Below are 26,671 nucleotides of genomic sequence, written 5' to 3'. Positions count from 1 at the left end.
GGCACCGGCAGTGCGGCCGCGCGTGAGCGCAGTCGTCCCGCGTACCACTTCAGTGTGCCGGACAACTGGAAGAACGACCCGCAACGCCCGATCTTCGTCGACGGCGAGTACCTGTACTACTACCTGTACAACGCTGATTACGTCGACGGCGGGGCCGGCACGGCATGGCGGCTCGCGACGACGACGGACCACGTGAAGTTCCGCGACCGCGGCGTGGCCATCCCGAAGTTCTCCAACAGCAACGGTGATTGCTGGTCGGGGAGCCTCGTCGTGGATGAGCATGACACAGCCGGTTACGGGAAGGGCGCCATCATCGCCCTGGTGACGCAGGCGCCGCAGGGGCGCCAGGCGCAATACCTCTGGTACTCGACGGACGGCGGACGCAGCTTCGCCGCCGGTGATCTCGCTCCAGCTCTGCCGAACCCCGGCGTGCACGACTTCCGGGACCCGAAGGTGATGTGGGATGCCGACCGGGAGCGATGGTCGATGGCGAATGCCGAGGGCGACCGGATCGGCTTCTATGCTTCGGCCGATCTGAAGTCCTGGACCCGCACCGGCGAGTTCGTGCGCACCGATATCGGCCTGCTGGAGTGCCCGGACGTCTTCCGGATGACGGCGGACGACGGCACGTCTCAGTGGGTGCTCGGTGTCAGCGCGAACGGCAAGGGGCGCGGCCTCCCCGCGACGTACGCGTACTGGACCGGCCGGTTCAACGGAACGACGTTCCTGCCCGACCGCGACGAGCCGCGGTGGCTCGACTGGGGCTTCGACTTCTACGGTGCTGTGACCTACCCGGATCACGACGCCTCCGGGTCGGAGAACCCCTCGCTGCGGCGGGCTATCGGCTGGGCCAACTTCTGGGACTATCCCCACAACACGCCCACGCTCGCCACCGACGGTTACAACGGCGACGACATGATCGTGCGCGAGCTGACCCTCGTCGCAGCGGACGAGGGCTACCGGCTGCACTCGGCGCCGCCGGCCGCGCTCACGGAGTACGCGACGCGAACGCACCGACTGGGCGACGTCACGGTGCAGGGGACGCGCGATCTCGACATCCGCTCCGGCGCGTACGACCTGACCGCCGAGCTGGTGTGGGACCCGGCAGCGGCTCCGGCTAACATCGGGCTGGAGGTGTGCCGGGCGCCGGGCGGGGGACGACACGTCGCAGCAGGCGCCTTCCTCCGCGGCTCATACGCATATGTGAACCGCCGTCCGACCATCAATCCGACGGGCGGGGAATCCCAGACGCCCATCGATCCGGCCGCCGGCCGGCTGAAGGTGCGGCTGCTCGTCGATCGCACCAGTGTGGAGCTGTTCCTCGACGACGGGCGCACGGTGCATTCGCATCGAGTCTTCCCGTTGTCGGGGGATGACGGCATCCGTCTGTACGTGCACGAGGGGTCGGCGACGTTCCAGGACCTCACGATCCGCGAGATCGCGCTGTGACGCCGAGGTGGCCGGCGAGGAGGAACCCCTGATGGCAGGCGAAGCGGTGGTCATCGGCGACGCACTCATCGACGAGATCCACGATGATCACGGGGTGCGGGAGTTCGTCGGCGGGGCGGCGCTGAACGTGGCGGTCGGGCTGCGGCGTCTGGGTGTGCGGACGACCCTGATCGCCATGGTCGGGAACGACGACGCGGGCGCGCGCATCCGGGACCACCTCAGCGCCTACGACGTCAGGTTGATCGCCAGCGACGCGCCGTCGGGGACTTCGCGCGCGATCGTGCAACGCGCCGCGAACGGCGAGCCGGTCTACGTCTTCAACGAGGCGGCCCGCGGTCGCAGCATCCGCTACTCAGACGAGGCGCGTGCGGCGATCGACGGCGCGGCGCTCGTCGCGATCAGTTGCTTCCCGTTTGATCGGGTTGCCGAGGTGGACGCTCTGATCGACGCCCTGGGCGACACCCGGGTCGCCGTCGATCCCAACCCCCGGTCGGGCATGTTGAGCGATCGCGCGGCGTTCGTGCGGGGCTTCGAGCGGATGGCGCCGAGGGCGGCCCTCGTGAAGGTAGGCGCCGACGACGCCGCTCTGCTCTACGACGACGATCTCGACGGTCTGCGGAGCCGCCTGCGTGCGCTCGGAGTGCCGGCGGTCCTCGCGACGGCCGGCGCCCAGGGCGCGGTGATCGAGACGGACGCGGGAACGGTCACGGCGCCGATCTCTGCCCTGCCCGGCCCCGTGATCGACACCGTCGGAGCGGGAGATGCCACGCTCGCCGCTGTCGCCGCCGCGCTGGTGGAAGCAGGGCCGACGTCCGGTCACGACTGGGCCGTCGTGCTGAGGCGGGCGATGGACGTCGCCGCCGCCACTTGCCGCGCGGAAGGCGGCCTGTTGCGCACGCCGGAGTCGACGTCTCGCCGGTGCCGTGCTGTCGATGATCCCCGCCCTGGTGAGCAGCTTCGGCCAGAAGCCGCTCCGCGAAGGCCTGACGGCCGGAGCGGGCAAATGACATCCCCCCTCGAATCGACGCTCAAGGAACCACGCGTGATCCACGACTCTGAACTCGGCCCGCTGCTGCATTTCGCTCCCGAGCGGAACTGGATGAACGATCCGAACGGACTCGTCTTCCACAAGGGGCGCCATCACCTCTACTACCAGTGCAACCCGTACGGGTCCGATCACGCGCACATCAGCTGGGGGCATGCGTCGAGCGCGGATCTCGTCACCTGGGAGCATCACCCCGTCGCCATCACCGCCGACGATGACGGGCAGATCTTCTCCGGCTCCATCGTCCTGGACGTCGGAAACACCTCCGGTCTGGGAACCGACGAATCTCCCGCCCTCGTCGCCTTCTACACGCTCGCCTCAAGCAACCCGGGCCGCCAGGCGCAAGCACTCGCGTACAGCACTGACGACGGGATGACGTGGACGAAGTACTCGGGCAATCCCGTGCTGGATCGCGGCACCACTGACTTCCGGGACCCCAAGGTGTTTCGCTACGAAGGAGCGGATGGCGGCTACTGGGTGATGGTGGCGGTGGAGGCGGTCGACCGTCAGGTTCTGCTGCACCGCTCGGACGACCTCATCACATGGAGTTTCCTGTCGGCATTCGGCCCGGCGCGAGCGGTGGACGGTGTGTGGGAGTGCCCCGACCTCTTCCCGCTCGCTGTCGACGGCGATGAGTCGGATGTGCGCTGGGTGCTTCTGATCAGCCTCAATCCCGGCGGTGTCGCGGGCGGCTCCGGTACCCAGTATGTGATCGGGCATTTCGACGGCGTGACCTTCACCCCGGATGACGGTGCGACGGGCGAGCAGGTGGCCTGGCTGGACTACGGGCGTGACTGCTACGCGGGTGTCACGTTCGACGGGCTCGCACCGGATGAGCGGACGCTCATCGCCTGGATGTCCAACTGGGATTACGCGCACCGACTGCCCTACACCGACGGGCCGCTTCAGAGCGCGATGATGACGCTTCCGCGACGTCTCTCTCTCACCACGGTCGATGGCAGATTGCGGCTGCGGCAGCGCCCGATCGCACCTGTGCAAGATGAGCGCGTCGTCGCGTCGGACGTGCTGGTGGGCTCGTCGACCGGGCTCGGCGCGACCCCTACTGCCGGGCGCATCTCCTTGCGTGTGGATGTGCTGGATGCCGACGGTTTTGCGCTGCGGATGCACGCCGACAACGCCGGTGACGGCGGGGTGGTGCTCACGCTCGACCGCGCGGCGCAGTCGCTGACCCTGGATCGCCGGTCCGGGGCTGAGGGCGTCCACGCTCTCTTCGGCAGCGCCGAGGTCATGCCGTACGCCGGAGGTCGAACGGTCGACCTGGAGGTGTGGGTAGACCGCGCCTCGGTCGAGGTGTTCGCTGAAGGGGGCACTCGTGTGCTCACGGATCTGATCGCCCCTCAGGGTGGACGGATCCTGTCGATCGAGGGAGTAGGCGGCACGGTTCGAGTAGAACGGATCGCTGTCGCCGAGGTCCCGGCGGCAGGAGTACCGCGCGCCACGGGCGATGCGTTCGCCGGTTCGACGACGCCACGCTGATCTCTCGCCGGCACAGCGAGCTCTTGGCTCCGAGCGCCGGATCTTGGCTCGGCGATGTGCGGTTCGCGCGGACGGCATCCGCGCTTTCGATCCGAGGGAAGCGCACAAGTCCGAGCGAAGGGACACGCGCCGGGGCACGCGAACGACTGCGCCATCGGGCTCGCAGTCCGCGGTCAGGCCAGGACGAGTCCCTCGAGGGTCGGGCGCGGAGTGCGCCATCGTTGCAGGGGGTCCCACCAGGCGAGGCCGCGGATCTGGGGCAGCCCGTCGACGACGCGGATCTCCCAGCCGTTCGTGTCGATGGTGCGGTGGTGGTACCAGCAGAGCGGAACACCGTTGTCGGTGCAGGTCGGCCCGCCCCGGGAATGCTCGATCACGTGGTGAATTTCACACCAGGTCGCCGGCACGTGGCATCCGGGGATCAGGCATTCCTTGTCACGCAGGGCGATCGCCCGCCGCTGATGGGCGTTGAAGACCCGGTCGGTGACGGTGATCCCGACGATGCGGCCCTCGTCGGTGATCACCCGCTGTATCGCCCCGGTGCACGCGGTGTGCGTCGCCACCGCGATCGGCACGGGTTCTTCCACTCCGGCGATCTCGGCCCATCCCTCGCCGGAGGCCAGCGCCGTGATGTCGGCGTGCACGACGAGGGTGGCCGCTGCCCCGCCGAGCGTGGGCATGTCGTGGTGACGGGCGGCGATGCCGAGAGCGAAAGCGAGGGCATCGTGCTGCTTCTGGCCGCGGGTGCGCCCGTCGATCACGTTGCGCGGATCGGAGTTGAACGGGTCCTCGTCACCGTCCGGCTCGTCGGCGTCGGTGAACGCCACGCCGGCCGGTGGGGGAGGGCCATCGGTCTACGGGTTGAGCTGCGCGTCGAAGATCATCTGCAGCTGCGCCAGGGTTTCGGGCAGCAGGTTACCGCGGATCGGGTACACCCCGTCGCGCAATCGGCCGATGGACAGGTACCGCTGCCGCATCGCCCGTGACTCGCTGGGTTCGGCGCCGTCGGGGTCGAGGTAGGTCCGCAGCACGTGCGCGTACTGCTTGAGATCCTCCGGTGTCGCCGGCGGTGCGGGCATGGCCGCGTCATCGGAGCCGGCCGCCGCTTCGGGGAGGCCGCGTGCCAGATCAGCGAGCAGATCGTCGGCCTTCAGTCGCTGCTCGCATTCGATCCGGCCGCCGGCCTGATCCAGCGGGGTCGTCGCCGCCAGCAGCCCGGCGATGCCCACCACGCCGTCCAGCAGCGCCGCCCGCATCGCGGCCCAGCGGCGGCAGCGGGTCTCCCGAGGTGAGATCGGTGTCGCGGTGCACGGCCGCGGCGGCTTTCACGACCCGGCTGGCGCCCGCCGCGTCGGTGCGCAGCACCCGTTGCAGCAGTTCGTTCATGTTCCGGCATCCGAACCGGGCGGGGAAGGTCTGCACCCCGCCGCCGGCGGGACGCCCGTCGACGTTCGCGACCGTCTCGACGATCAGCGCCTCCACTCGCCGCAGCACGTCGCCTGCGGTCCGCAGCAGGTCCATCTTCTCGATATCGGATGCCGTGCCGAGCGCCCCCGACCGAGCCGATGCGAGCACCCGATCGAGGTCTGCGACGACCCGATCGAGGATTGCGGCACTGCTTTCCATACCTCCATTGAACACGGGGCCACCGACATTGGTCGGGGGCGGGATCGGCTGATCACCGGGGGAATCGGCGGTGCCCTCCTGGGGCCCTTCGGCGAGCTCAGGGACCCAGCAACGCAAACCTTTCGCGTAATGATTCGGGCTCTTCCGCGTCTCACAGTCATGACCGACTGCGAGACGAGTGCGCCCACGGGCCGGGAGACGCACCAGCCGCCGCGGCTCACCAGGCGAGCCGCGCTCGACCTCAGCATCGATGACGAGCTGCGCCGCGGCGAGGACTACGGCGTCGCACTGCAGGGCTCGCTGCGCGACGTGCTGCTCGTCCTCGTCGATCACGAACTGGCCCGACTCAAGCCGCTCACCGTCGAGGCGCTGCTCGCCGAGGGGCCGCTGGCCGGTCCGTTCCGCGCCAGCCGACTGCAACGGCGGATCGAACTGCTCATCGACATGAAGCTGGTCCGGCGGGAAGGAGCACTCGTGCGGCCGACGGTCGCCGGCATCGCGGCGGTGTGCCGGTTCACCGCGTTTCCTGGACGGTCCCGACCTCCGCAGGATCAGCTGCGAGCGTTGCGACGCGCGGAGACGAACAGCATCCAGAACTGAGCCCCTGTCCTCGGCCTTCGTTCTGGCCTCACGCCTCTCCTTCGCCGGTCGACTCGGCCGCGCCGGTCTCTTCGGCGGCGGCGCTCTCGTCCATCGCCTCGATCTCGTCGACCAGGGTGATGCCGCCGCTGGAGTTGGCGGAGTGCATCAGGCGCTCGATCCAGTTGCGGTTGAGCTCGGGCGGATCGCTCTCCTCGAACACGAAACGGATCGGAATCGACGGGTGCAGCCAGATCGTGGAACGCCCCGGCTCGTCGCCCTCGCCGTGCTTCCAGGAGAGGGTGAAGCTCTCGTTGCGCCGCAGCTTCGTCGCGACGACGACCTTGAGGTGCGCGAGAGCCCGGTCCTCGATCGGGATGTGGGACCCGCCGCCGTCGTATTCGATTCTTCCCATGAGCGCACAATACGCCCGAATCACCCGCGCGGTCACGAAACGATTTCGCCTCGGATGCCAGGCGCGCGATGCCAGGTCCGCCCCCGTTGGCACGTGCATAGACTGGGGCGATGCGTGCTCTGACCGAGGTTGAGATCCGCGCAGCGATCGCGAACGCCGACGAGGACGAGATCCGGCAGATGCAGCTGCCGGTGTCGCTTCTGGTCGCCGACTGGGACTACCTCGATTTCGTCGCCTGGCGTGACCCAGGCTCTCCGCGCCGCGGGTACGTGATCGTCGAGCACGACGGCCGCGCGCTCGGCATCCTGCTCCGCTCGACCGATCCGGGACGCGCCCGCTCCGGCATGTGCAACATCTGCCACACGCTCCAGCCGGGCAACCAGGTGGCACTGTTCACCGCCCGCCGCGGCGGGGAGAAGGGGCGCCGGGGTGACAGCGCGGGCACCTACATCTGTGCGGACCTGTCCTGCCACGAGAACGTCCGCCTCGCCCATCCGCTCGCACCGAACGAGGTGCGCGCGCCGGGCCAGGCGGACATGCGCCTGGACGGCACCCGCCGCCGGATGGAGGCGTTCGTCACCCGCGTGCTCGGCGAGGTCTGAGCCGCGGATACCCTGGTCGAGCAGCACCCGTGCATCGAAGGAGACGCCATGAGCGACGCCGTCCTGTTCACCGTCGACGAGGGCCTCGCGCGCCTCACCCTCAACCGGCCGGCGAGCCTCAACGCGTTCAACGCCGAGGTCGCCCACGCGTGGCGGGATGCCACCACCGAGGCGGTGTCGCGCGACGATGTCGGCGCGATCCTCATCGATGCGAGGGGGCGGGCGTTCTGCGCCGGGGGAGACGTCCGAGAGATGGCGACCAACACCGGCTCCGGTGCCGAGCTGACGGCGTTCGCGCGCGTGATCAACGATGGCATCCTCGCGCTCACCTCGTCGGCGATCCCGGTGGTCGCCGCCGCGCACGGAACGACGGCCGGCGGCGGGCTCGGCATTCTGATGTGCAGCGACTACGCCGTGGTCGGCGGACGCTCGCAGATCGGCAGCCTGTACGCGAACATCGGTCTCACCCCCGACCTCTCCGTCTCGGCGCAGCTCGCCCGGGCGATCGGCGAGCGCCGCGCGCTGCAGCTCGTGCTGCAGGACCGGCTGCTGACGGCATCCGAGGCGCAGGAGTGGGGTCTCGCCGCGGAGGTCGTCGAGGCCGACGACGCCGAGGCGGAAGCGGATGCCGTCCGCGCCCGCGCCGAGCAGATTGCGCGTTTCTGGCTGGCCGGCGCCGCCGCCGCGTACGGGCAGGCGAAGCGTCTGGTGCGCTCGCAGCCCGCGCGCGGATTCGCCGAGCAGCTCGAGGAGGAGGCCGTCACGATCGGGGCGTCGTTCGACACTCCGGATGCCGCGGCACGCATCGCCGCGTTCGCCGCCGCATCCGCTCGCACCGGCCGCTGAGCCGGGCTTCGCGGCCGGCCGGGGCGCGTCCGGCCTCCGTGGCAGGATGAGAGGACGACGCCGAGAGGATCACCATGTCTGACGTCCCGCAGCAGGCCGAGACCCGGCCGAACATGTCCCTGCTTCTTCGCGGAGCGCTCTGGATCGCGATCGGTGCGCTCGTCGCCGCAGCCCTGGTCTGCGTCGTCTGGGTGCTCATCGGCGACCAGGACGGACTCATCGGCCGCGCCTTCCTCACCATCCTGCTGCTGGCCGCCTTCGCCGGCATCGCCTTCGCCGAGGCGAGCCTGGCGTCCCGCCGCCCCGACTGGCTGGCCCTGGCGAGCATGGTGACGTGGATCATCGCCCTCCTCGCCGGCGCGGTGAAGATCTGGCTGCCGCAGGACGACGAGTACTTCGGCTGGGGTTCGGAGCGGTTCTTCCAGCTGCTGCTGATCGTGATCATCCTGCAGCTGGCACTGCTGCACGTGCGGTTGTACGTCAAGGCGGCGAGCCGCCACGTCACCACGTTCACCCGCGTCATCGTCATCACGACGTTCGCGCTGCTGGCGGTGCTGGTCGGGATGCTGGTGTTCTACCTCACCTTCCCTGAGCTGTTCACGTACGGAGAGCTGTACTGGCGCATCACCGTCGCCATCACGATCCTCGTGGCGGTGGGCACGACGCTCGTGCCGCTGCTGAACGCGCTGTTCGCTCCGCGCCCGCCCAAGCCGGATGCCGCAGTGCGGCCGTTCGGGGTCGGCATGCAGCCCGCTCCGCAGCCGGTCGCCGCGTGGCCGACGTACGCCGACGGTCGCACCCCACTGCCGGTCATGCCCGACGGCAGCCCGGACTGGAACGCCTACTACACGGGTCGCCCGACCTACGAGCAGCAGCCGCAAGCCCAGAGCTTCCCCGCACTCGCGCCGGCGCCGCAGGGTGCGCGGACGCCGGGGCAGGCACCCGTGCCGCCGGTCGACGGCATCCCGCCGCAGCTGCAGCAGGCGCGGAACGCCCAGCCTCCCCACCTGCCCGCGCCGAACGGTTTCCCGCCCCCGCCGCCGGCGCCTGGCACGCCGGGTGCTCAGGGGGAGGAGCGATGAACCCGGCAGAGCTCCGCGATCTCGCCGCGGACATCGCCCGCGAAGCCGGCGAGTTGGCGCTGCGTCGTCGCTCGGAAGGCGTCTCGCTGGCGGCGACCAAGTCCACGCTCGCCGACATCGTCACCGAGGCCGACCGTGAGGTCGAAGACCTCATCCGCGGACGGCTGCAGCGCGAGCGTCCGGGTGACGGGTTCCTCGGCGAGGAGTCCGGCTCGGCCGCGTCCGACAGCGGCCTGACCTGGGTTGTGGACCCCATCGACGGCACCGTCAACTACGCGTCGGGCATGCCCACCTACTCCGTGAGCATCGCCGTCGTCTCGGGCGACCCGGTGTACGAACGGTGGCAGGGGATCGCGGGCGCCGTGTGCGCTCCCGCTCTCGGCGAGCTGTACACGGCCGCGCGCGGCGAGGGAGCCTGGCTGGGCGGCCAGCGGCTCCACGTGTCCGAGGCGGGTCCTGCCGGCGCCCTGCTCGGCACCGGCTTCGGCTACGACCCGGCCACCCACGACGGCGACTTGGCGAACGTCCGGCGCGTGATGCGGATGGCCCGCGACCTGCGGCGGATCGGGTCGGCGGCCGTCGACCTGGCGTACGTCGCCGCCGGCCGACTGGACGGCTTCTTCGAACGCGGGCTGAACCCGTGGGACTTCGCCGCCGGCTCGGTACTCGTCGCGGAGGCAGGCGGAGTGCTCACCCGGCTCGACGTCGATGCCGCACGTCCGCTCGTGATCGCCGGATCGCCGGCCGTGCACGCCCGCATGCTCGAACTCCTTGCAGAACGTGACTGACTCATGGCTTTCTCAGGCGGGAGCCGCTAAGGTTTATTCGATCGTTACTTTCGTCGCCCGAACGAGAGTGGTCAAGCACCCCCCGAGCTTGCATACGTAACTGGAAGATCGCTTTGCCCTCTGAACACCCGCAGGTCGCCCCCGCCCTCACGCGCCGAGCGAACCGTCTTCGCACCGCGCCCGCAGGCGCGGACCGGAAGACCCCGTCGACGGCATCCGCACCCTCCGACGCTCGCGTGACCATGTCCGACATCTTCGAGACCGAGGCGGCCGCCGCCGTCATCGTCGCCGCGAGCACGCGTCGCGCCCGCCGCCTCGCCGGTTCCGGAACCGTCCCCTCCACCAACGCCGCCGAGGCCGTGCAGCAGCGCACCGACGACGCCGTCGAGCACGCCGCGCCGCAGGCGGCCACGCCGGCACCGGCATCCGCTCCCGCCGACACCCCGGCGCGCGCGACCACGGCATCCGCCGCCGGTGACGTCGACCCGTTCATCGTCGCCGCCGAGGCGTTCGGCTTCGGTGAGGAATCGGATGCCGCGGAGCCGGCATCCGCTCCGACCTTTCCCGAGCCCGTCGACGCAGCTGCCGCCGCCGAGACCGAGTCCACGCAGACCCGCCGGTCCAGCTTCCGCAAGCTGGCCACCGCCGGCGCGACCGTGGGCGTCATGGGCATCGCCGGGCTGCTGGCCGTCTCGATGACGCTTCCCGCCAGCGCGGTCGCCGCCATCCAGGGCAGCGGATCGCAGGCGTCCACCTCGCTCGTCGCCGGCGGAGGCTCGACCTCCAAGGCCGCGATCGACGAGGAGGAGATCCAGGCCTACGTCGCCCCGGGCGACGTGCAGACCGAGCAGATGGCCCGCGCGGACGACTACTCGACCGTGTCTCTCGCGCAGGTGGCGGCCGAAGAGGGCATCGCGTACTCGAACAGCGTGTACACGAACGACCCTGATGCGGCGATCCAGTGGCCGTTCATCGTCGGCACGCGCATGAGCTACGGCTACGGCATGCGCAGCGGCCGGATGCACCAGGGCATTGATCTGGTGCCCGGTGCCGGCGCGCCGATCCAGGCGATCGCGGACGGCACCGTGCGCATCGCGACCGAGTCGGGCGGCGGGTACGGCGTCACCGCGTACGTCGACCACATCATCGACGGCCAGGTCGTGACCAGCCACTACGCGCACATGCAGCACGGTTCGCTGCGGGTGAAGGCGGGCGACAAGGTCAAGGTCGGCGACATCATCGGCAAGGTCGGCAACACCGGACACTCGTTCGGCGCGCACCTGCACTTCGAGATTCTCATCAACGGTTCGACCATCGACCCGCTGCCGTGGATGAACAAGAACGCCGGACGTTACGACGGGGTCACCCCGATTTCGTGAGAACCGGCATGAGGTGATAATCTCATCTGGTTGCCCGGACACGGGCAGCACGCCCCGATAGCTCAGTGGCAGAGCACTTCCATGGTAAGGAAGGGGTCGTCAGTTCAATCCTGACTCGGGGCTCTGGCATTCGCTCGACTGGGCGGACGCGGTGCGGCGGAGTAGCTCAGTTGGTGAGAGCGCACGACTCATAATCGTGAGGTCGCGGGTTCGAGTCCCGCCTCCGCTACGGACACCCCGAGATTCTGCGGAATCCGGGGTTTTTCGCTGTCTGGCTCAGACCTCGGTGAGCACACCGGGATGCCCCGTCGCCGGTGCGGGTGCGTCCGCCGGCGCAGGCTCGGGAATCAGGTGCAGCCCGGCCGGCGAGCTGGCGACGAACGCCAGTGCTTCGATCCAGTCGCGGTTGATCGCGTTCGTCCGGCTCGTGTCGTACTTGAACACCATGGAGCTTCGACGGTGCACCCACACGCTCGTGCGACCGCCGCCGGTGCTCGGGTCTTCTCTCCAGGTGAAGGCGAACGGTTCTCCCCTGCGCAGCTTCGCGGCGATGACGAGCTGCAGGTGCTGAAGGGCGCGGTCTTCGATGTCGACGCGTACGATGCCTTCGTATATGAACTTGCCCACGATTGTTCCTCTGGGTTCCACGGAAACCCGTGCCGAGGGCGCAATCGAGGTGATTACTTTGTGGACCTTTCAGCGTGACACACTTCTCGCGTTTTCGGGCCCCCATCTCGTGTCGGCCCAGACGGTGCCGGCCCTGCGCGCGGCGCTCGCGTCGCGGAAAGTGCCGCTTTCCGGCATCCGGAGCGGCAGGTTTCGCGACCTGAGCGAGCGCGCCCGCCGTGCCGGCAGGTTTCGCGACCTGAGCGCGGGATCGAGGCTTGACGGAATACCCACAGGGGGTATGCTGTTGTCTCACACAGATACCCCTGACGGGTATGCGACGGAAGGAGCGAACATGAGCGTGAACGAGTACCAGGTGACGGGAATGACCTGTGGCCACTGCGAGATGTCCGTCCGCGAGGAGGTCAACGAGATCCCCGGCGTCGAGGACATCCAGGTGAGCGCTCAGAGCGGAAAGCTCGTCGTCACCGGCTCCGCCGAGATCGACGACGCCCAGGTCATCGCCGCGGTCGAAGAGGCCGGCTACTCGGCGGTGCGAGTCTGATGAACACCGCGGCGCGGCTGTCGCTCTTCGGAGCCGGCGTGGTGGTGGCCTTCGGCGCGGCCTTCGGGCTCGCCGGAGCCATCGTCCCCGCCGAGCTGGTCGCGGGCTGGCAGGAGAAGAGCGAGATGAACGAGCACGACACGCACGACGAGCCCTCCGCGACCGCCGCGCCGAAGAACGACGACCACGGCGGCCACACGGGCCACACCGCTGCGCACACCACCCCGCAGGGCCTGTCCCTCAGCGAGAACGGATACGTCCTCTCGCCGGTGCAGGCGCCGACCGCGGTGGGCGCCGACGGAGAGCTGAGCTTCCAGATCCTCGACGACAGCGGCGAGCCGGTCGTCGACTACACGACCGAGCACGACAAGGACCTCCACCTGATCGTCGTCCGCAGCGACGGCACCGGGTTCCGCCACGTCCACCCGCAGCTCGACGCCGGCACCGGCGTGTGGTCGCTGCCCTGGCGGTGGCAGGATGCCGGGACCTACCGCGTCTTCGCCGATTTCGCGCCCCAGGGCGCGGACGGCATCACCCTCACCCGCACGGTCCACGTCGGTGGGGAGTGGGCACCGGTGGCATCCTCGGCGTCGAAGACCGACGAGGTCGACGGCTTCACCGTCACCCTCGACGGTGAGCTGACCGCGGGCGCCCCGAGCGAGCTCACGCTCTCGATCGCCCGCGACGGACAGCCGGTCACGGACCTCGAACCCTACCTCGGCGCGTTCGGACACCTCGTCGCGTTGCGCGAAGGCGACCTCGCCTACCTGCACGTCCACCCGGAGGGTCCCTCGCCCGAATCGGCGGCGCACGACGATTCCGGTGACCACGAGCACTCCGCCGTCACCGCGCACGGCGGACCCGACATCGGCTTCGTCGCCGAGGCGCCCACGCCGGGACGCTACCTGCTGTACCTCGACTTCCAGGTCGACGGCACGGTGCACACCGCGACGTTCGTCGTCGATGCGGCATCGGCACAGCACGGCGCGCACGACGACAGCCACTGACCCGACGACCCCAGAGAGAAGGACGTGATGAGCACGGCATCCGCAGGCAACGCGGTCGAACTCGAGATCGGCGGGATGACCTGCGCCTCCTGCGCCAACCGCATCGAGCGCAAGCTGAACAAGCTCGACGGCGTGCAGGCGTCGGTCAATTACGCGACCGAGAAGGCCCGCGTGAGCGTGCCCGACGGGTACGACCCCGCGCTGCTGATCGCGGAGGTCGAGAAGACCGGGTACACGGCCGCTCTTCCGAAGCCGCGGGCATCCGAGGGCCTTTCCACAGGCTCAGGGACCCAGGACGGAACAGGCTTGGGGACCCGGGAGGCCGACCCCGAACTCGTCTCGCTGCGGCAGCGGCTGATCGGGTCGATCGTGCTCACGATCCCGGTGATCGCGATGTCGATGATCCCGGCGCTGCAGTTCACGTACTGGCAATGGGCGTCGCTGGCGCTCGCCGCCCCCGTGATCGTGTGGGCGGCCTGGCCGTTCCACCGCGCCGCTTGGATCAACCTGCGCCACGGTGCGGCCACGATGGACACGCTCATCTCGATGGGCACGTCGGTGGCGCTGCTGTGGTCGCTGTACGCGCTGTTCTTCGGTACCGCAGGCGAGCCGGGCATGACACACCCGTTCGAGTTCACGATCGCGCCGTCCGACGGCGCCGCGAACATCTACCTCGAGGTGGGTGCGGGCGTGACGATGTTCATCCTCGCCGGACGCTATTTCGAGAAGCGTTCCAAGCGTCAGGCGGGTGCGGCGCTGCGCGCGCTGCTCGAGCTGGGCGCGAAAGATGTCGCCGTGCTGAGGCCCGCGTCCGGCCCCTCGACCGGCTCAGAGACCCAACAGGAGGTGCGCATCCCGATCTCCGAGCTGCGCCCCGGCGACGAGTTCGTCGTGCGCCCCGGCGAGAAGATCGCCACCGACGGCGTAGTCGTTGCCGGCACCTCCGCCGTCGACGCGTCGATGCTGACCGGCGAGTCCGTGCCGGTCGAGGTGGGGGAGGGGGATGCCGTCACCGGCGCCACCGTCAACGCCGGCGGCCGCCTGGTCGTGCGGGCCACCCGCGTCGGCGCCGACACGCAGCTCGCCCAGATGGCGCAGCTCGTCGAGGACGCGCAGAGCGGCAAGGCCGAAGTGCAGCGCCTCGCCGACCGGATCTCGGGCGTCTTCGTGCCGATCGTGATCCTCATCGCGGTCGCCACCCTCGGCGCCTGGCTCGGGGCCGGGTTCCCGGCCACCGCCGCTTTCACCGCGGCCGTCGCCGTGCTCGTGATCGCGTGCCCGTGCGCGCTCGGACTCGCCACCCCCACGGCGCTGCTGGTCGGCACCGGCCGCGGCGCGCAGATGGGCATCCTCATCAAGGGCCCGGAGGTGCTCGAGTCCACCCGTCGTGTCGACACCGTCGTGCTCGACAAGACCGGCACCGTCACCAGCGGGCGGATGACCCTCGTCGACGTCGTCGCCGAGGCCGACACCGACCCGGCCGAGTTGCTGCGGCTGGCCGGCGCGCTCGAGCACGCGTCGGAGCACCCGATCGCCCGTGCGATCGCGAAGGCGGCGATGGATGCCGGGCAGCTGCCCACCGTCGAGGACTTCGCCAACGTCGAGGGCAAGGGCGTGCAGGGCATCGTCGACGGACACGCCATCGTCGTCGGCCGGGAGAGCCTGCTCGCCGACTGGGCGATGCACCTCGGCAGCGAGGCGGCGGACGCGAAGGTCCGCGCCGAGCGCGAGGGCAAGACGGTGGTCACCGTCGGCTGGGACGGCCGCGCCCGCGGCATCCTCGTCGTCGCCGACACCGTCAAGCCGACCAGCGCCGAGGCGGTCGCCCAGCTGAAGGCCCTCGGCCTCACCCCGGTGCTGCTCACCGGCGACAATGACGCGGTCGCGCGGACCATCGGCGCCGAGGTGGGCATCGTCGAGGTGATCTCCGAGGTGCTCCCGCAGGACAAGGTCGACGTCGTCAAGCGGCTTCAGGCCGAGGGGCGCGTCGTCGCGATGGTCGGCGACGGCGTCAACGATGCGCCTGCGCTCGCGCAGGCCGACCTGGGTCTGGCGATGGGCACCGGCACGGATGTCGCCATCGAGGCGTCCGACATCACCCTGGTCCGCGGCGATCTGCGGGCGGCGGCGGATGCCATCCGGCTGTCGCGACGGACCCTCGGCACCATCAAGACCAACCTGTTCTGGGCGTTCGCGTACAACGTGGCCGCCATCCCCATCGCGGCACTCGGCATGCTCAATCCCATGCTCGCCGGCGCCGCGATGGCATTCTCGAGCGTGTTCGTCGTCGGCAACAGCCTGCGGCTGCGTACGTTCACCAGCATCACGTCCGGCGACTCCACCCGGACCGCCATCGCGGCATCCGCCACCCCGGCACCCGCCCCCACGGCATCCGCCCCTATGGCGGCCGCCGCCCCCACCCGAAAGGAAGACCGATGACCGGCACCGCACACGAGACCACGACCGTCGCCGGCTGCTGCAGCACCACCGCCCAGGCAACCGCCGTCCCCGTCGAGGGACGCCGTGACCTCCTCGCCGCGCAGGCACCGGCCGCGGCCGGCTGCTGCGGAGGCGGTCGAAGCGAAACGGACGCATCATGACGACCGCATCCGCGCCGGCGGCCTCCGCCGCGCACGAGCACGCCGGCCACGAGTCCGCCGCGCACGAGCACGCCGGCCACGAGTCCGGCGACACGGCGTGCGACCGCGGGCAGCACGGCTACATCAGCGACAAGGCCCGCTACCTGGCGCGCCTCAAGCGCATCGAGGGGCAGGCCCGCGGCATCCACCGCATGGTCGACGAGGAGCAGTACTGCATCGACATCCTCACCCAGATCTCGGCGCTGACCAGCGCGTTGCAGGGTGTGGCCGTCGGCCTGCTCGAGGACCACCTTCGTCACTGCGTCACCGACGCGGTCGGTGTCGGCGGTGAGGTCGCCGAGCAGAAGATCAAGGAGGCGTCGCAGGCCATCGCCCGCCTCGTCCGCTGACTGCGCCGCACACTCGCGGACGTCCCACGAACGGCGCCCCGCTCGCATATGACGAGCGGGGCGCCGTTCGTCATATGCGCCGTTCGTCGCGCATCCGGCGCCGTTCATCGCACGAACGCGCACGGAGCGGAACCGAACGGCCCGCGACGTGACCGGCGTTCCTAGGGTTTCGGCAGACGCGATGACGCGTCCCGGATGCACTGCCGCATCCTCGCTGAAACTCGAAGGAGAGCCTCTTGATCCACTTCGCTTCCCGGCCCCGCACGACGGTCCTCTCCGTCAGCGGGGCTTTTCTGATTGCCGGCCTCGCCCTCAGCACGGCGATGGGCGCTCCGGCCGATGCGGCCGCGAACGGCACCGCCGCGAGCGACACGGCCTCGAAGAAGGTGCTCGCCAGCCCCGATGCCCCCGCCGCGATCGGGCCGTACTCGCAGGGCATCGCGGCCGGCAGCACGGTGTACGTGTCCGGCCAGCTCCCCATCGACCCGAAGGTCGGCAAGATCGACAACGACCAGACCATCGCCGAGCAGACCGCCCTGTCGGTGCAGAACATCGAGGCGGTCCTCGCCGAGGCGAACCTCGAGCTCGAGCACGTCGTCAGCGCCACCGTCTACCTGGCGGACATGGACGACTTCGCCGAGTTCAACAAGGTGTACGCGGAGTACTTCGGCACCGAGGCGGCCCCGGCGCGCGCGACCGTCGAGGTCGCCGCCCTGCCGCTGGGCGCCAAGGTCGAGATCAGCGCGATCGCTGTGCGATAAGGAGACGACAGACATGGACTCGAAGATGATGCACACCACCGGATTCTCCCGCCGCTCCGCGCTCAAGCTGTTCGGCGTCGGGGCGGGCACCGTCGGGCTCGGCACCCTCGGAATCGCCCCGGCCGCCGCGGCATCCCCCGTCGCCGCCGGCGTGCCCGCCGCGAACGACCCCGGGTACTGGAGCAAGGTCGCGGAGATGTTCACCCTCGACAAGCGCATCCTGTTCATGAACATCGGCACGGTCGGTTCGTCGCCGCGGCAGGTGCTGGATGTCGTGGACTCGGTGCACCGTCAAGTGGCGCGCGACGCGGAGTCGTCGTACAGCGACTTCGCCGACGTGCGAGCCGTCGTCGCCAAGGCGCACGGCGTCGACAAGGACGAGATCGTCATCACCCACAACACCTCCGACGGCATGTCGAAGGCGCTGCTCGGGCTGAATCTGCGCGAGGGCGACGAGATCCTCACGACCAACCACGAGCACTCCGGCGGCAACACCCCGCTGGCACTGGTGCGCGACCGGTTCGGTGTCGTGATCAAGCGGGTGCAGCTGCCGATCGGCGACGACCAGCGCGCCGAGGACTACGTCGAGCTGTTCCGCGCCGGCATCACCAGCCGCACCAAGGTGATCATGTTCTCCGCCCCGACTTACCTCACCGGCACCATGCTGCCGATCAGGATGCTGGCAGAGCTGGCACAGCAGCACGGCATCACCACGGTCGTGGATGGCGCGCACATCCCCGGCATGCTGGCGTACGACTTCCGCGCCCTCGGCGTGGACTTCCTCGCCGGATCGGCCGCGAAGTGGCAGTGCGGGCCCGCCGGCACCGGCATCCTGTACATCCGCAACCGCGTCACGGCAGCCAACCCCAACCCGCTGCCGGAGTTCTGGCCGGTGGTGTCGTCGGGCTACCCGACCGACCAATCCGTCGACCTGCGGTCGCGCGATCAGTCGCAGGACATCGGCCGCTACCTGCAGTCGGTCGGCAACGGCAGCAAGGCGTTGAACGCCGGCGTGCAGAAGGTGTCCGAGATCTGGGACGAGATCGGCAGGCAGCGCATCCAGGACCACATCGTCGGGCTCGGCGACTACACCAAGCAGCTCGTCGTCGAGCGCTGGGGCGCGAGCGCCCTCTACTCGGCGAAGAGCGATGCGCGGCTGACGTGCGCGCTCACCGCGTTCAACCCGTTCCAGAACCCGGCCGACGTGAAGAGCGCCGAGAAGTCGGCGGCGTTCGTGTCGCGGCTGCTCGAGGAGTACGGGGTGGAGATCCGCAACACCCGGCTGGCGGTGATCGGCGACCCGACGCTGCACAGCCCGGTGCGCGTCTCCACCCACCTGTTCCACCAGCGCGAGGACGTCGACCGGCTCATCGACTCCGCGTGGAAGCTGTCGAAGAGCATGGCCTGACAGTCCCATCGGTCTCCTTGGCTCTTCTTGGGGCACTTCGACAAGCTCAGTGACCCATGAAGAGCCGAGGAGGGCCGACACGGAGAAGGGCGGGAACACTCCCGTCGTACCGTTCGTCGCTCAACTCGTGCCGTTCGGCGCACGAACCGCCCCGATCGCCGGGCGGCGCTCGCGTCGCACGGACGGCGCCCGTAACCTCGCCAGCGCGCAGCGCTGCGCTCGGCGCGCCGGGCCGCAGTCGCACCCATCAACGCAATGCGTCTCAAGGAAGAAGACCTCATGACCACCACCCCGTCATCCGGCCAGGGCGCCAGCGCCCTCGTGCAGGATCCCGACCTGCCCCCGGTCGCCGTCCCCGAGGCGGAACTCGAGCGGGAGTCCCGCTGGACGCTGCCGAAGATCATCGTCTGGTCCGCCATCGCCCTGCTGGGCGCTGTGGCGTGGACCATGCTCGCGATCGTCCGCGGTGAAACCGTCAACGCGATCTGGTTCGTGTTCGCCGCGGTGTGCACGTACCTGATCGGCTACCGGTTCTACGCCAAGGTCATCGAGCGGTACATCACCCGCCCGGACGACCGCCGTGCCACCCCCGCGGAGGTCCGTGAGGACGGCAAGGACTACGTCCCCACCGACCGTCGGGTGCTGTACGGACACCACTTCGCCGCGATCGCCGGCGCCGGTCCGCTGGTCGGACCGGTGCTCGCCGCGCAGATGGGCTTCCTGCCCGGCACGATCTGGATCATCGTCGGCGTCGTGCTCGCCGGCGCGGTGCAGGACTACACCGTGCTGTTCTTCTCCATGCGCCGCGGCGGACGCTCGATCGGGCAGATGGCCCGCGACGTGCTGGGCAAGGTCGGCGGCACTGCTGCGATCATCGCCTCGCTGCTCATCATGATCATCATCATCGCGATCCTCGCCCTGGTCGTCGTGAACGCCCTCGGTGAGAGCCCGTGGGGCGTGTTCAGCGTGTCCATGACGCTGCCGATCGCGATCTTCATGGGTCTGTACCTGCGCTACCTGCGCCCGGGCAAGATCACGGAGGTGTCGCTGATCGGCTTCGTGCTGCTCATCGCCGCCATCGTCGCCGGTGGCGCGGTCGCCGGCACCGAGTGGGGCCAGGCGGTCTTCCACCTCGACCGCACCACGATCGCGTGGGGCATCATCATCTACGGCTTCATCGCCGCTGTCCTGCCGGTCTGGCTGCTGCTGGCGCCGCGCGACTACCTGTCGACCTTCATGAAGATCGGCGTGATCGTCATGCTCGCCGGCGCCATCGTGCTGGTGCGGCCCGAGATCGAGGTGCCCGCGTTCACCGAGTTCGCCGAGACGGGTCTCGGCCCGGTGTTCTCCGGCCCGCTGTTCCCATTCCTGTTCGTCACGATCGCGTGCGGCGCGCTGTCCGGCTTCCACGCACTGATCTCCTCCGGCACCACGCCGAAGCTGGTCGAGAAGGAGCGCCAGACCCGGTTCATCGGGTACGGCGGCATGCTGATGGAGTCGTTCGTCGCGATCATGGCGCTGGTCGCCGCGATCTCGATCGACCAGGGCATTTACTTCGCCATGAACGCGCCCGCCGCGCTCACCGGCGGCACGCCGGAGGCCGCGGTGGCGTTCGTGAACTCGCTGGGCCTGACCGGCGTGAACCTGACGCCCGAGATGCTGACCTCCACGGCCGCAGCGGTCGGCGAGGAGAGCATCGTCTCGCGCACCGGAGGCGCGCCGACGCTGGCGCTCGGTCTCGCGCACATCATGCAGCAGATCGGCGGCGGCGCCGCGATGATGGGCTTCTGGTACCACTTCGCGATCATGTTCGAGGCGCTGTTCATTCTCACCGCCGTCGACGCCGGTACGCGCGTCGCCCGGTTCATGCTGCAGGACTCGATCGGCGCCTGGGTGCCCAAGTTCCGCGACATCACCTGGCGTCCGGGCGTGTGGATCTGCACGGCGATCATGGTCGCCGGGTGGGGTTACATCCTGATCCTCGGCGTCACCGACCCGCTCGGCGGCATCAACACCTTCTTCCCGCTGTTCGGCATCGCCAACCAGCTGCTGGCGGCGATCGCGCTCGCCGTGGTGTTCGCCATCGTGGCCAAGCGCGGCCCGAGCTACGTGCGCTGGCTGTGGATCATCGGCCTGCCGCTCGCGTTCGCCGCGGTGGTCACGATCACGGCATCCATGTACAAGATCTTCTCGCCGGTGCCGAGCATCGGATACTGGGCCAACAACGCCAAGTACCGTGCCGCGCAGGCCGCCGGTGACGGCAGCCTGGGTGAGCCCGAGGTGGTCGAAGCCGTGATCCGCAACACGGCGGTGCAGGGCACCCTGTCGATCGTGTTCGTGGTGCTGACGATCATCGTCATCGCCGTGGCCGTGCTGTCGGCGATCCGCTCGATCCGCGCGGGGGTCGCGGATGACGGCGAGGAGGCACCGGTGCCGTCGCGGCGGTTCGCCCCGGCCGGCCTCATCCCGACGCCGGCCGAGCGCGAGCTCGAGGCGCAGTGGCAGAAGGTCCCGGATGCCGGGCCGCACGCTCGCCGCGGAGCGGCAGGGCACTGATGTCGGTCTCCGACCTGGAGGTCCGCTCCGCATCCGTCGCCGTGTGGCGGCGGGTGCGGAGCGCCCTGTCCGGCATCCGCTGGTATTTCACGACGCTGATGGGCGACCGGGCGTACGACGTCTACGTGGCGCACCACCGCGCCGAGCACCCCGACGCGCCGATCCCGACAGAGCGCCAGTTCTGGCACGACCGGATGGCCGAGCAGGACCGCAACCCCGGCGCGCGCTGCTGCTGACCGGGGCACCCCGGACGTCGAACCGCCCGGGGGCGCGGTCGTTCGCGCGTTCGGGTCGCGAAAAGTGCCGGTTTGCGACGCTGGAAGCGGCATCCGTTGCGACCTGGATGCGGTGGGCGGGGCCGTGGGGCCGGTAGCGCGTGCGTTCGCGCGTTCGGGTCGCGGAAACTGCCGGTTTGCGGCGCTGGAAGCGGCATCTCTTGCGACCTGGACGGTGAACCCCCGCCGATCACGCGTTCGGGTCGCGAAAAGTGCCGGTTTGCGACGCTGGAAGCGGCATCCGTTGCGACCTGGATGCTGCGGGCGGCGCCGCGGGGCCGGTCTCACGGTCGTTCGCGTGTTCGGGTCGCGGAAACTGCCCCTCTGTGGTGCCCGAAGCGGCATCCTTTGCGCCCTGGATGCCGCGGGCGGGGCCCCGCGCCGACCGAACGCGCCGGTCGCGCCGGCCGGAACGAGCGGGCCCACGCCGACCGAACGCGCCGGCGCGGCGCGCGTCATAGGCTGAGCGGATGACCGATCTGGCACTGATCTCCGGCGCGCTCGGAGTGGTCGTCGGGATCCTCCTCGCCCTCGTGCTGGTCGGCGCGCTCCGCCTCGCCCGGCGCGGGTCGCGCGATCTCGGCGGCGAGGCCGAGCGCGCCACCAGTCGCACCCTGCACCTGGCCGGCCTCGCGGCCGCCGAACTGCGTGCCGAGCACGGTCCCGAACTGGTCCGCGCCGCCCGTCACCTGCGCCACCTCCTCGGCGTTCAGGCCGTCGCCTTCGTGTCACCGGACGGGTCCGTCGCCTCCGACGGCTCCGTCAACGGACTCGCCACCTCGGCCCGGCGGATCGCCGACCGGGTGCACGAGACCGGGCGACGGCAGGTTTTCCCGCGTCGCGGCAAGGGCGACGACACCCCGCACGAGGCGGTCGGCGCGCCGATGACCGTCGACGGCGAAGGCAGGGGAGTGCTGGTCGCGTTCGCCGAGAAGGTCCGCGGCCCCCTCGTGCGCGCCACCGGCGAGGTGGCCGAGTGGTGCGCCGCGCAGATCGCGCTGACCGAGTTGGAGGCCTCCCGCGCCAGCCTCGCCGAGGCCGAGCTGCGCGCGCTGCGCGCCCAGATCAGCCCGCACTTCATCTACAACTCCCTCGCCGCCATCGCCTCGTTCATCACCACCGACCCCGAACGGGCGCGCACGCTGGTGCTGGACTTCGCCGACTTCACCCGGTACTCGTTCCGACAGAAGGGCGAGTTCGCCACCCTGGCGCAGGAGCTGGGCAGCATCCGCAACTATCTCGAACTCGAGCGGGCGCGCTTCGGCGAGCGGCTCGACGTGCGGCTGCGTATCGCGCCCGAGACGCTGTCCACCGTCATCCCGTTCCTGTCCGTGCAGCCGCTGGTCGAGAACGCGGTGCGACACGGGCTCGAGCCCCTGGCATCCGGCGGCCGCATCGTCATCGCCGCGGAGGACGAGACCACCCACACCGAGATCTCGGTGGAGGACGACGGCGTCGGGATGAACCCCGAGGCGGTGCAGCGCGCCCTTGCCGACGTCGGAGAGACGACCCACGTCGGGCTGCGCAACGTCGACGCGCGCCTGCGCCGGCTGTACGGGCCGGACGGCGGCCTCGTGATCGAGACGAACATCGACGCCGGTACCATGGTGCGGATGCGGATACCGAAGTCCCAGCCGCTGCACGAGACGGACGCGCCGTGATCATCGACGTGCTCATCGCCGACGACGAGCCGCCCGCGTTGGCCGAACTGGTCGCGCTGCTGCGAGCGGATGCCAGGATCGGCGCGATCCACGCCGCCTCCAGCGGCGCCGAGGCACTGCGGATGCTGTCGGTCGAGGCCGTCGATGCGGTGTTCCTCGACATCCACATGCCCGGCGTCAGCGGGTTCGACCTGGCCCGCGCCCTCGATCGGTTCGCGGAGCGTCCCGCCGTGGTGTTCGTCACCGCCGACGAGGCGGGCGCCGTCGAGGCGTTCGAGCTGCAGGCCCTGGACTACGTGCTCAAGCCGGTCCGCCCCGAGCGGCTGCGCCGCACCGTCGACCGCGTCGTCGCCGAGCGGCGCGGCAGGGAGTCCGGCGAGGATGCCGAGGGGCAGACCGTACCGGTGCCGATCGGGCAGTCCGTGCGGCTGGTGCGCCGCGACGACGTGCGCTGGGTGAAGGCCGAGGGCGACTACTCGCGGCTGTGGACGGAAGCCGGCGACAGCCACCTCGTGCGCATCCCGATCTCCGAGCTCGAGGAGCGCTGGGCGGCCGCCGGGTTCGTGCGCATCCACCGCTCCTACCTCGTGCACGCCGATGCCGTCACCGAGGTGCGCCTCTCCGGATCGCTGCCCGTGGTCGGACTGGCCGAGATCGAGCTGCCGGTGAGCCGCCGGCTGATCCCCGCGGTGCGCAGCCGGCTGGTAAAGGCCGAGCGGCGATGACCCGCACGCCGAACGACCGGCCGCAGCGGGTGCGCATCACGTTCGACGCCGCCGCCGCGTCCGCCGACGCGTCGCGAACGCAGGGCATCGCGCTGCCGGGCGCGCCGGTGCGTGAGGCCGAGTCGGTGTTCCTCACCGACCTGATGCGCGCCCAGCTGCGCCTGGCGGCGGCGTGCCTGATCGGCTTCGTGCTGATGTCGCTGGTGCTCACCTTCGCGATCGTCATCATCGCGAACACCGTCGACCTGCCGGTGTTCGGCGTGCCGCTGTCGTGGCTGTTGCAGGCGTACGCGTACTACCCGGTCATCCTGCTCTTCGCGGTGGTGTTCGCCCGCTACGCGGCGCGCAACGAGCGACGGTTCCGCACGGTGACCGGCGTCGACGACGACTTCGCGGCGGCGTCGAGGTGAGCATCGCCCTCGGTCTCTCGGCGGTCGTGCTGATCCTCGCGGTCACGATCGTGCTCGGCGTGATGGGCGTGCGGATGAGCCGCACCACGGGCGACTTCTTCGTGGCATCCCGCAGCGTCAGCCCGGTGTGGAACGCGTCGGCCATCAGCGGCGAGTACCTGTCGGCCGGAACCTTCCTCGGGCTGGCCGGCCTGGTGCTGCTCGTCGGCGCCGACGGGTTCTGGTTCCCCATCGGGTACGCGGCCGGGTACCTGCTGCTGCTGCTGTTCGTCGCCGCGCCCCTGCGCCGCAGCGGCGCCTACACGATCCCCGACTTCATCGAGGCGCGGCTGGAGTCGCGCACCGTGCGCCGCGTGACCAGCCTGCTCGTGCTCGTGATCGGCTGGCTGTACATCGTGCCGCAGCTGCACGGCGCCTCGCTCACCCTGCAGGTGGTCGCCGATCTGCCGCCCTGGGTGGGCGCCGTGGTCGTCGCCGTGGTGGTGTCGGGAATCGTCGCCGCCGGCGGCATGCGCGCCATCACCGTGGTGCAGGCCATGCAGTACTGGGTCAAGCTGAGTGCCCTGGCCATCCCGGCGGTGCTGATGCTCATGGCGCTGTCCGGCCGCGAGCCCTCGCTGGAACCGCTGCACGCGTTCCCCGTCGAGGTCGGGCCGGCCGCCACCGACCCGTACTCCACGGCGTCGCTGATGATCGCGCTGCTGCTCGGCACGATCGGCCTGCCTCACGTGCTGATCCGCTTCTACACCAGCCCGGACGGCGGCTCCGCGCGCCGCACCACGGTGCTGGTCGTCGCGATGATCGGCCTGTTCTACGCCGTCTCCGGAACGCTCGGGCTCATCGCCCGCGTGGCGGCGCCCGACCTCGCCCAGGCCGGCATCGCCGACACCGTGGTGCTCGCCCTGCCCTCGCGCATCCTGCCCGAGCCGATCGGCACCATCGTCACCGCGATCGTCGTGGCCGGAGCGTTCGCGGCGTTCCTGGCCACCTCGTCCGGACTCGTCGTCTCGCTGGCCGGCGTCATCAGCCAGGACGTGTTCGACGGCTCGGTGCGCTCGTTCCGGCTCTCCGCCGGGCTGTGCGTGATCGCCCCGCTCGGGGTCGCGCTGCTCACCGGGCCGGAGGCACTGGTCTCCAGCGTCGGCACCGTCTTCCTGGTGGCGGCCACCAGCCTGACGCCGGTGATCCTGCTCGGCGTGTGGTGGCGCGGGCTCACCGCGCGCGGGTCGCTGGCCGGGATGGTCGTCGGCGGGCTCACCGTCGGGGCGTCGCTGGGCGCGTCCGCGCTGCTCGGACCGGATGCCGGCTCGGCGGCGCCCCTGCTGGTGCAGCCCGCGGCGTGGGCGATCCCGTTGGTGACGGCGGTGATCGTGGTGGTGTCGCGGCTCGACCGGCGGCGCATCCCCAGCCGGGCGGAGAAGTACGTCACGCGGCTGCACCTGCCGGAGCGTCAGGAGGAGGCCGGTTGACCGCCGCGTCCAGGCGGGCTGACCGCCGCGTCTAGGCTGGGTCCGTGCGCATTCGGTTGGACATCGCCTACGACGGCACGCATTTCCGCGGCTGGGCGAAGCAGCCGGGGCTGCGCACCGTGCAGGGCGTGCTCGAGGCGGCCCTCGCGCGGATCGTCGGCTCCGACGTGCAGCTCGTCGTCGCCGGGCGGACGGATGCCGGGGTGCACGCCTCCGGCCAGGTCGCGCACGTCGATCTGGACGAGGCGCAGTGGGCACGGGTGCGGACCCGCCACGGCCAGGCGGCGTCAGATCCCGCCGGGTCGCTCGCCCGTCGCATCCGCGGAGTGCTCGGCACGTACCCCGACGTGACGGTGAGCCGCACGACTCTCACGCCGGAGGGGTTCGACGCCCGCTTCTCCGCGGTGTGGCGCCGGTACCGGTACCGCCTCGCCGACGTCGCCAGCGGGTACGACCCGATGCGCCGGCACGACACCACGACCCTGCGCATCGATCTCGACGTCGAGGCGATGGATGCCGCGGCGCAGACCCTCATCGGGCTGCACGACTTCGCGGCGTACTGCAAGCCGCGCGAGGAGGCGACCACCATCCGCACGCTGCTGGACTACCGCTGGCGCCGGGACGCCGAGGGCGTGCTGATCGCCGAGGTCAAGGCCGACGCGTTCTGCCACAGCATGGTGCGCGCCCTCGTCGGCGCGTGCGCCGCCGTCGGCGAGGGCAAGCTCGCGGTCGACGACGTCGCCCGGCTGCGCGACGAGTTGGAGCGCACCAGCGCGTTCAAGGTGCTGCCCGCCCGCGGGCTCACCCTGACCGAGGTGGGATACCCCGACGACGCCCTGCTCGCCGCGCGCGCGGAGCAGACCAGGGCACGTCGCGACCGCGACGGGTCGATGGCGGGGACGGATGCCGTTGACGACGAGTGACCGGGGCG

General features: G+C 70.3%; 24 protein-coding genes, 2 tRNA genes and 1 pseudogene. 24 read left to right on the top strand and 3 right to left on the bottom strand.

The window, feature by feature from the left end; translation table 11 throughout:
* Window positions 1–54 precede the first annotated feature (54 nt).
* Both RIF65_RS01900 and RIF65_RS15120 read left to right on the top strand, forming a co-directional pair.
* Window positions 55–1,449, top strand: a complete 1,395-nt coding sequence (locus RIF65_RS01900) for a glycoside hydrolase family 32 protein (RefSeq protein WP_309064513.1) — start codon at window positions 55–57, stop codon at window positions 1,447–1,449.
* A complete protein-coding gene (locus RIF65_RS15120) occupies window positions 1,373–3,991 on the top strand; it encodes a PfkB family carbohydrate kinase (protein WP_375142107.1) in 2,619 nt (872 codons plus the stop codon). Before RIF65_RS01900 ends, RIF65_RS15120 begins: the two co-directional genes overlap by 77 nt.
* A 173-nt stretch (window positions 3,992–4,164) precedes the next feature.
* Here the strand turns inward: RIF65_RS15120 and RIF65_RS01880 are convergent.
* A pseudogene (locus tag RIF65_RS01880) lies at window positions 4,165–5,070 on the bottom strand (DUF222 domain-containing protein).
* A 142-nt stretch (window positions 5,071–5,212) separates the two neighbouring features.
* Between RIF65_RS01880 and RIF65_RS01875 the strand changes: the two are divergent.
* Window positions 5,213–6,217 (top strand): hypothetical protein, encoded by a 1,005-nt coding sequence (locus tag RIF65_RS01875; protein ID WP_309064770.1) that lies wholly within the window; start codon window positions 5,213–5,215, stop codon window positions 6,215–6,217.
* 28 nt (window positions 6,218–6,245) lie between these two features.
* Here the strand turns inward: RIF65_RS01875 and RIF65_RS01870 are convergent, their stop codons facing one another.
* A complete protein-coding gene (locus tag RIF65_RS01870; RefSeq protein ID WP_309064514.1) occupies window positions 6,246–6,611 on the bottom strand; it encodes a DUF7882 family protein in 366 nt (121 codons plus the stop codon).
* A gap of 110 nt (window positions 6,612–6,721) precedes the next feature.
* Between RIF65_RS01870 and RIF65_RS01865 the strand changes: the two genes are divergently transcribed.
* From RIF65_RS01865 to RIF65_RS01835, 7 genes are all read left to right on the top strand, one after another.
* A complete protein-coding gene (locus RIF65_RS01865) occupies window positions 6,722–7,213 on the top strand; it encodes an FBP domain-containing protein (protein ID WP_309064515.1) in 492 nt (163 codons plus the stop codon).
* A gap of 48 nt (window positions 7,214–7,261) precedes the next feature.
* Complete coding sequence (locus tag RIF65_RS01860) at window positions 7,262–8,059, top strand: enoyl-CoA hydratase/isomerase family protein (protein WP_309064516.1); 798 nt, start codon at window positions 7,262–7,264, stop codon at window positions 8,057–8,059.
* Window positions 8,060–8,133: 74 nt separating this feature from the next.
* Window positions 8,134–9,141 carry a hypothetical protein gene (locus tag RIF65_RS01855; RefSeq protein WP_309064517.1) on the top strand — a complete coding sequence of 336 codons (1,008 nt, stop codon included), beginning with the start codon at window positions 8,134–8,136 and terminating at the stop codon, window positions 9,139–9,141.
* Window positions 9,138–9,929, top strand: coding sequence for an inositol monophosphatase family protein (locus tag RIF65_RS01850; protein ID WP_309064518.1), 792 nt, complete (start codon window positions 9,138–9,140; stop codon window positions 9,927–9,929). The genes RIF65_RS01855 and RIF65_RS01850 overlap by 4 nt, the downstream gene beginning before the upstream one ends.
* A gap of 242 nt (window positions 9,930–10,171) precedes the next feature.
* Window positions 10,172–11,308, top strand: a complete 1,137-nt coding sequence (locus RIF65_RS01845; RefSeq protein WP_309064755.1) for a M23 family metallopeptidase — start codon at window positions 10,172–10,174, stop codon at window positions 11,306–11,308.
* Between the two features lie 51 nt (window positions 11,309–11,359).
* Window positions 11,360–11,431: transfer RNA gene (locus RIF65_RS01840), tRNA-Thr, on the top strand.
* Between the two features lie 32 nt (window positions 11,432–11,463).
* Window positions 11,464–11,537 (top strand) — tRNA-Met (locus RIF65_RS01835).
* Window positions 11,538–11,584: 47 nt separating this feature from the next.
* Here RIF65_RS01835 and RIF65_RS01830 read toward each other — a convergent pair.
* Window positions 11,585–11,935 (bottom strand): DUF7882 family protein, encoded by a 351-nt coding sequence (locus RIF65_RS01830; protein ID WP_309064519.1) that lies wholly within the window; start codon window positions 11,933–11,935, stop codon window positions 11,585–11,587.
* 334 nt (window positions 11,936–12,269) lie between these two features.
* On the opposite strand from RIF65_RS01830, the gene RIF65_RS01825 reads away from it, so the two are divergent.
* The 14 genes from RIF65_RS01825 (at window position 12,270) to truA (ending at window position 26,663) form a co-directional block, all read left to right on the top strand.
* The gene (locus RIF65_RS01825; protein ID WP_309064520.1) at window positions 12,270–12,479 is read left to right on the top strand and encodes a heavy-metal-associated domain-containing protein; all 210 of its coding nucleotides are present in this window, start codon (window positions 12,270–12,272) and stop codon (window positions 12,477–12,479) included.
* A complete protein-coding gene (locus RIF65_RS01820) occupies window positions 12,479–13,486 on the top strand; it encodes a heavy-metal-associated domain-containing protein (RefSeq protein WP_309064521.1) in 1,008 nt (335 codons plus the stop codon). The genes RIF65_RS01825 and RIF65_RS01820 overlap by 1 nt, the downstream gene beginning before the upstream one ends.
* A gap of 27 nt (window positions 13,487–13,513) precedes the next feature.
* Window positions 13,514–15,925: a heavy metal translocating P-type ATPase gene (locus RIF65_RS01815; RefSeq protein ID WP_309064522.1), complete on the top strand. Its 2,412-nt coding sequence runs from the start codon at window positions 13,514–13,516 to the stop codon at window positions 15,923–15,925.
* On the top strand, window positions 15,922–16,086 hold the full coding sequence (locus RIF65_RS01810; RefSeq protein ID WP_309064523.1) for a hypothetical protein: 165 nt from the start codon (window positions 15,922–15,924) through the stop codon (window positions 16,084–16,086). The genes RIF65_RS01815 and RIF65_RS01810 overlap by 4 nt, the downstream gene beginning before the upstream one ends.
* Entirely contained in the window at window positions 16,083–16,475 is a 393-nt protein-coding gene (locus RIF65_RS01805) for a metal-sensitive transcriptional regulator (protein WP_309064524.1), read from the top strand. The genes RIF65_RS01810 and RIF65_RS01805 overlap by 4 nt, the downstream gene beginning before the upstream one ends.
* Window positions 16,476–16,711: 236 nt before the next feature.
* Entirely contained in the window at window positions 16,712–17,236 is a 525-nt protein-coding gene (locus tag RIF65_RS01800) for a Rid family detoxifying hydrolase (RefSeq protein WP_309064525.1), read from the top strand.
* Between the two features lie 13 nt (window positions 17,237–17,249).
* Complete coding sequence (locus RIF65_RS01795; RefSeq protein ID WP_309064526.1) at window positions 17,250–18,644, top strand: aminotransferase class V-fold PLP-dependent enzyme; 1,395 nt, start codon at window positions 17,250–17,252, stop codon at window positions 18,642–18,644.
* Between the two features lie 279 nt (window positions 18,645–18,923).
* On the top strand, window positions 18,924–21,200 hold the full coding sequence (locus tag RIF65_RS01790; protein WP_309064527.1) for a carbon starvation CstA family protein: 2,277 nt from the start codon (window positions 18,924–18,926) through the stop codon (window positions 21,198–21,200).
* A complete protein-coding gene (locus RIF65_RS01785) occupies window positions 21,200–21,436 on the top strand; it encodes a YbdD/YjiX family protein (protein ID WP_309064528.1) in 237 nt (78 codons plus the stop codon). The genes RIF65_RS01790 and RIF65_RS01785 overlap by 1 nt, the downstream gene beginning before the upstream one ends.
* A gap of 509 nt (window positions 21,437–21,945) precedes the next feature.
* Window positions 21,946–23,136 (top strand): sensor histidine kinase, encoded by a 1,191-nt coding sequence (locus tag RIF65_RS01780; protein ID WP_309064529.1) that lies wholly within the window; start codon window positions 21,946–21,948, stop codon window positions 23,134–23,136.
* The gene (locus RIF65_RS01775; protein ID WP_309064756.1) at window positions 23,136–23,861 is read left to right on the top strand and encodes a LytR/AlgR family response regulator transcription factor; all 726 of its coding nucleotides are present in this window, start codon (window positions 23,136–23,138) and stop codon (window positions 23,859–23,861) included. The genes RIF65_RS01780 and RIF65_RS01775 overlap by 1 nt, the downstream gene beginning before the upstream one ends.
* A complete protein-coding gene (locus RIF65_RS01770; protein WP_309064530.1) occupies window positions 23,858–24,271 on the top strand; it encodes a heavy metal transporter in 414 nt (137 codons plus the stop codon). The genes RIF65_RS01775 and RIF65_RS01770 overlap by 4 nt, the downstream gene beginning before the upstream one ends.
* Entirely contained in the window at window positions 24,268–25,740 is a 1,473-nt protein-coding gene (locus RIF65_RS01765) for a sodium/solute symporter (RefSeq protein ID WP_309064531.1), read from the top strand. Before RIF65_RS01770 ends, RIF65_RS01765 begins: the two co-directional genes overlap by 4 nt.
* 44 nt (window positions 25,741–25,784) lie before the next feature.
* On the top strand, window positions 25,785–26,663 hold the full coding sequence (truA, locus tag RIF65_RS01760) for a tRNA pseudouridine(38-40) synthase TruA (RefSeq protein WP_309064532.1): 879 nt from the start codon (window positions 25,785–25,787) through the stop codon (window positions 26,661–26,663).
* Window positions 26,664–26,671 lie beyond the last annotated feature (8 nt).

The organism is Microbacterium sp. (genome assembly GCF_031180975.1).
GTDB lineage: Bacteria > Actinomycetota > Actinomycetes > Actinomycetales > Microbacteriaceae > Microbacterium.
This window is presented reverse-complemented; position numbering and strand designations above follow the sequence as displayed.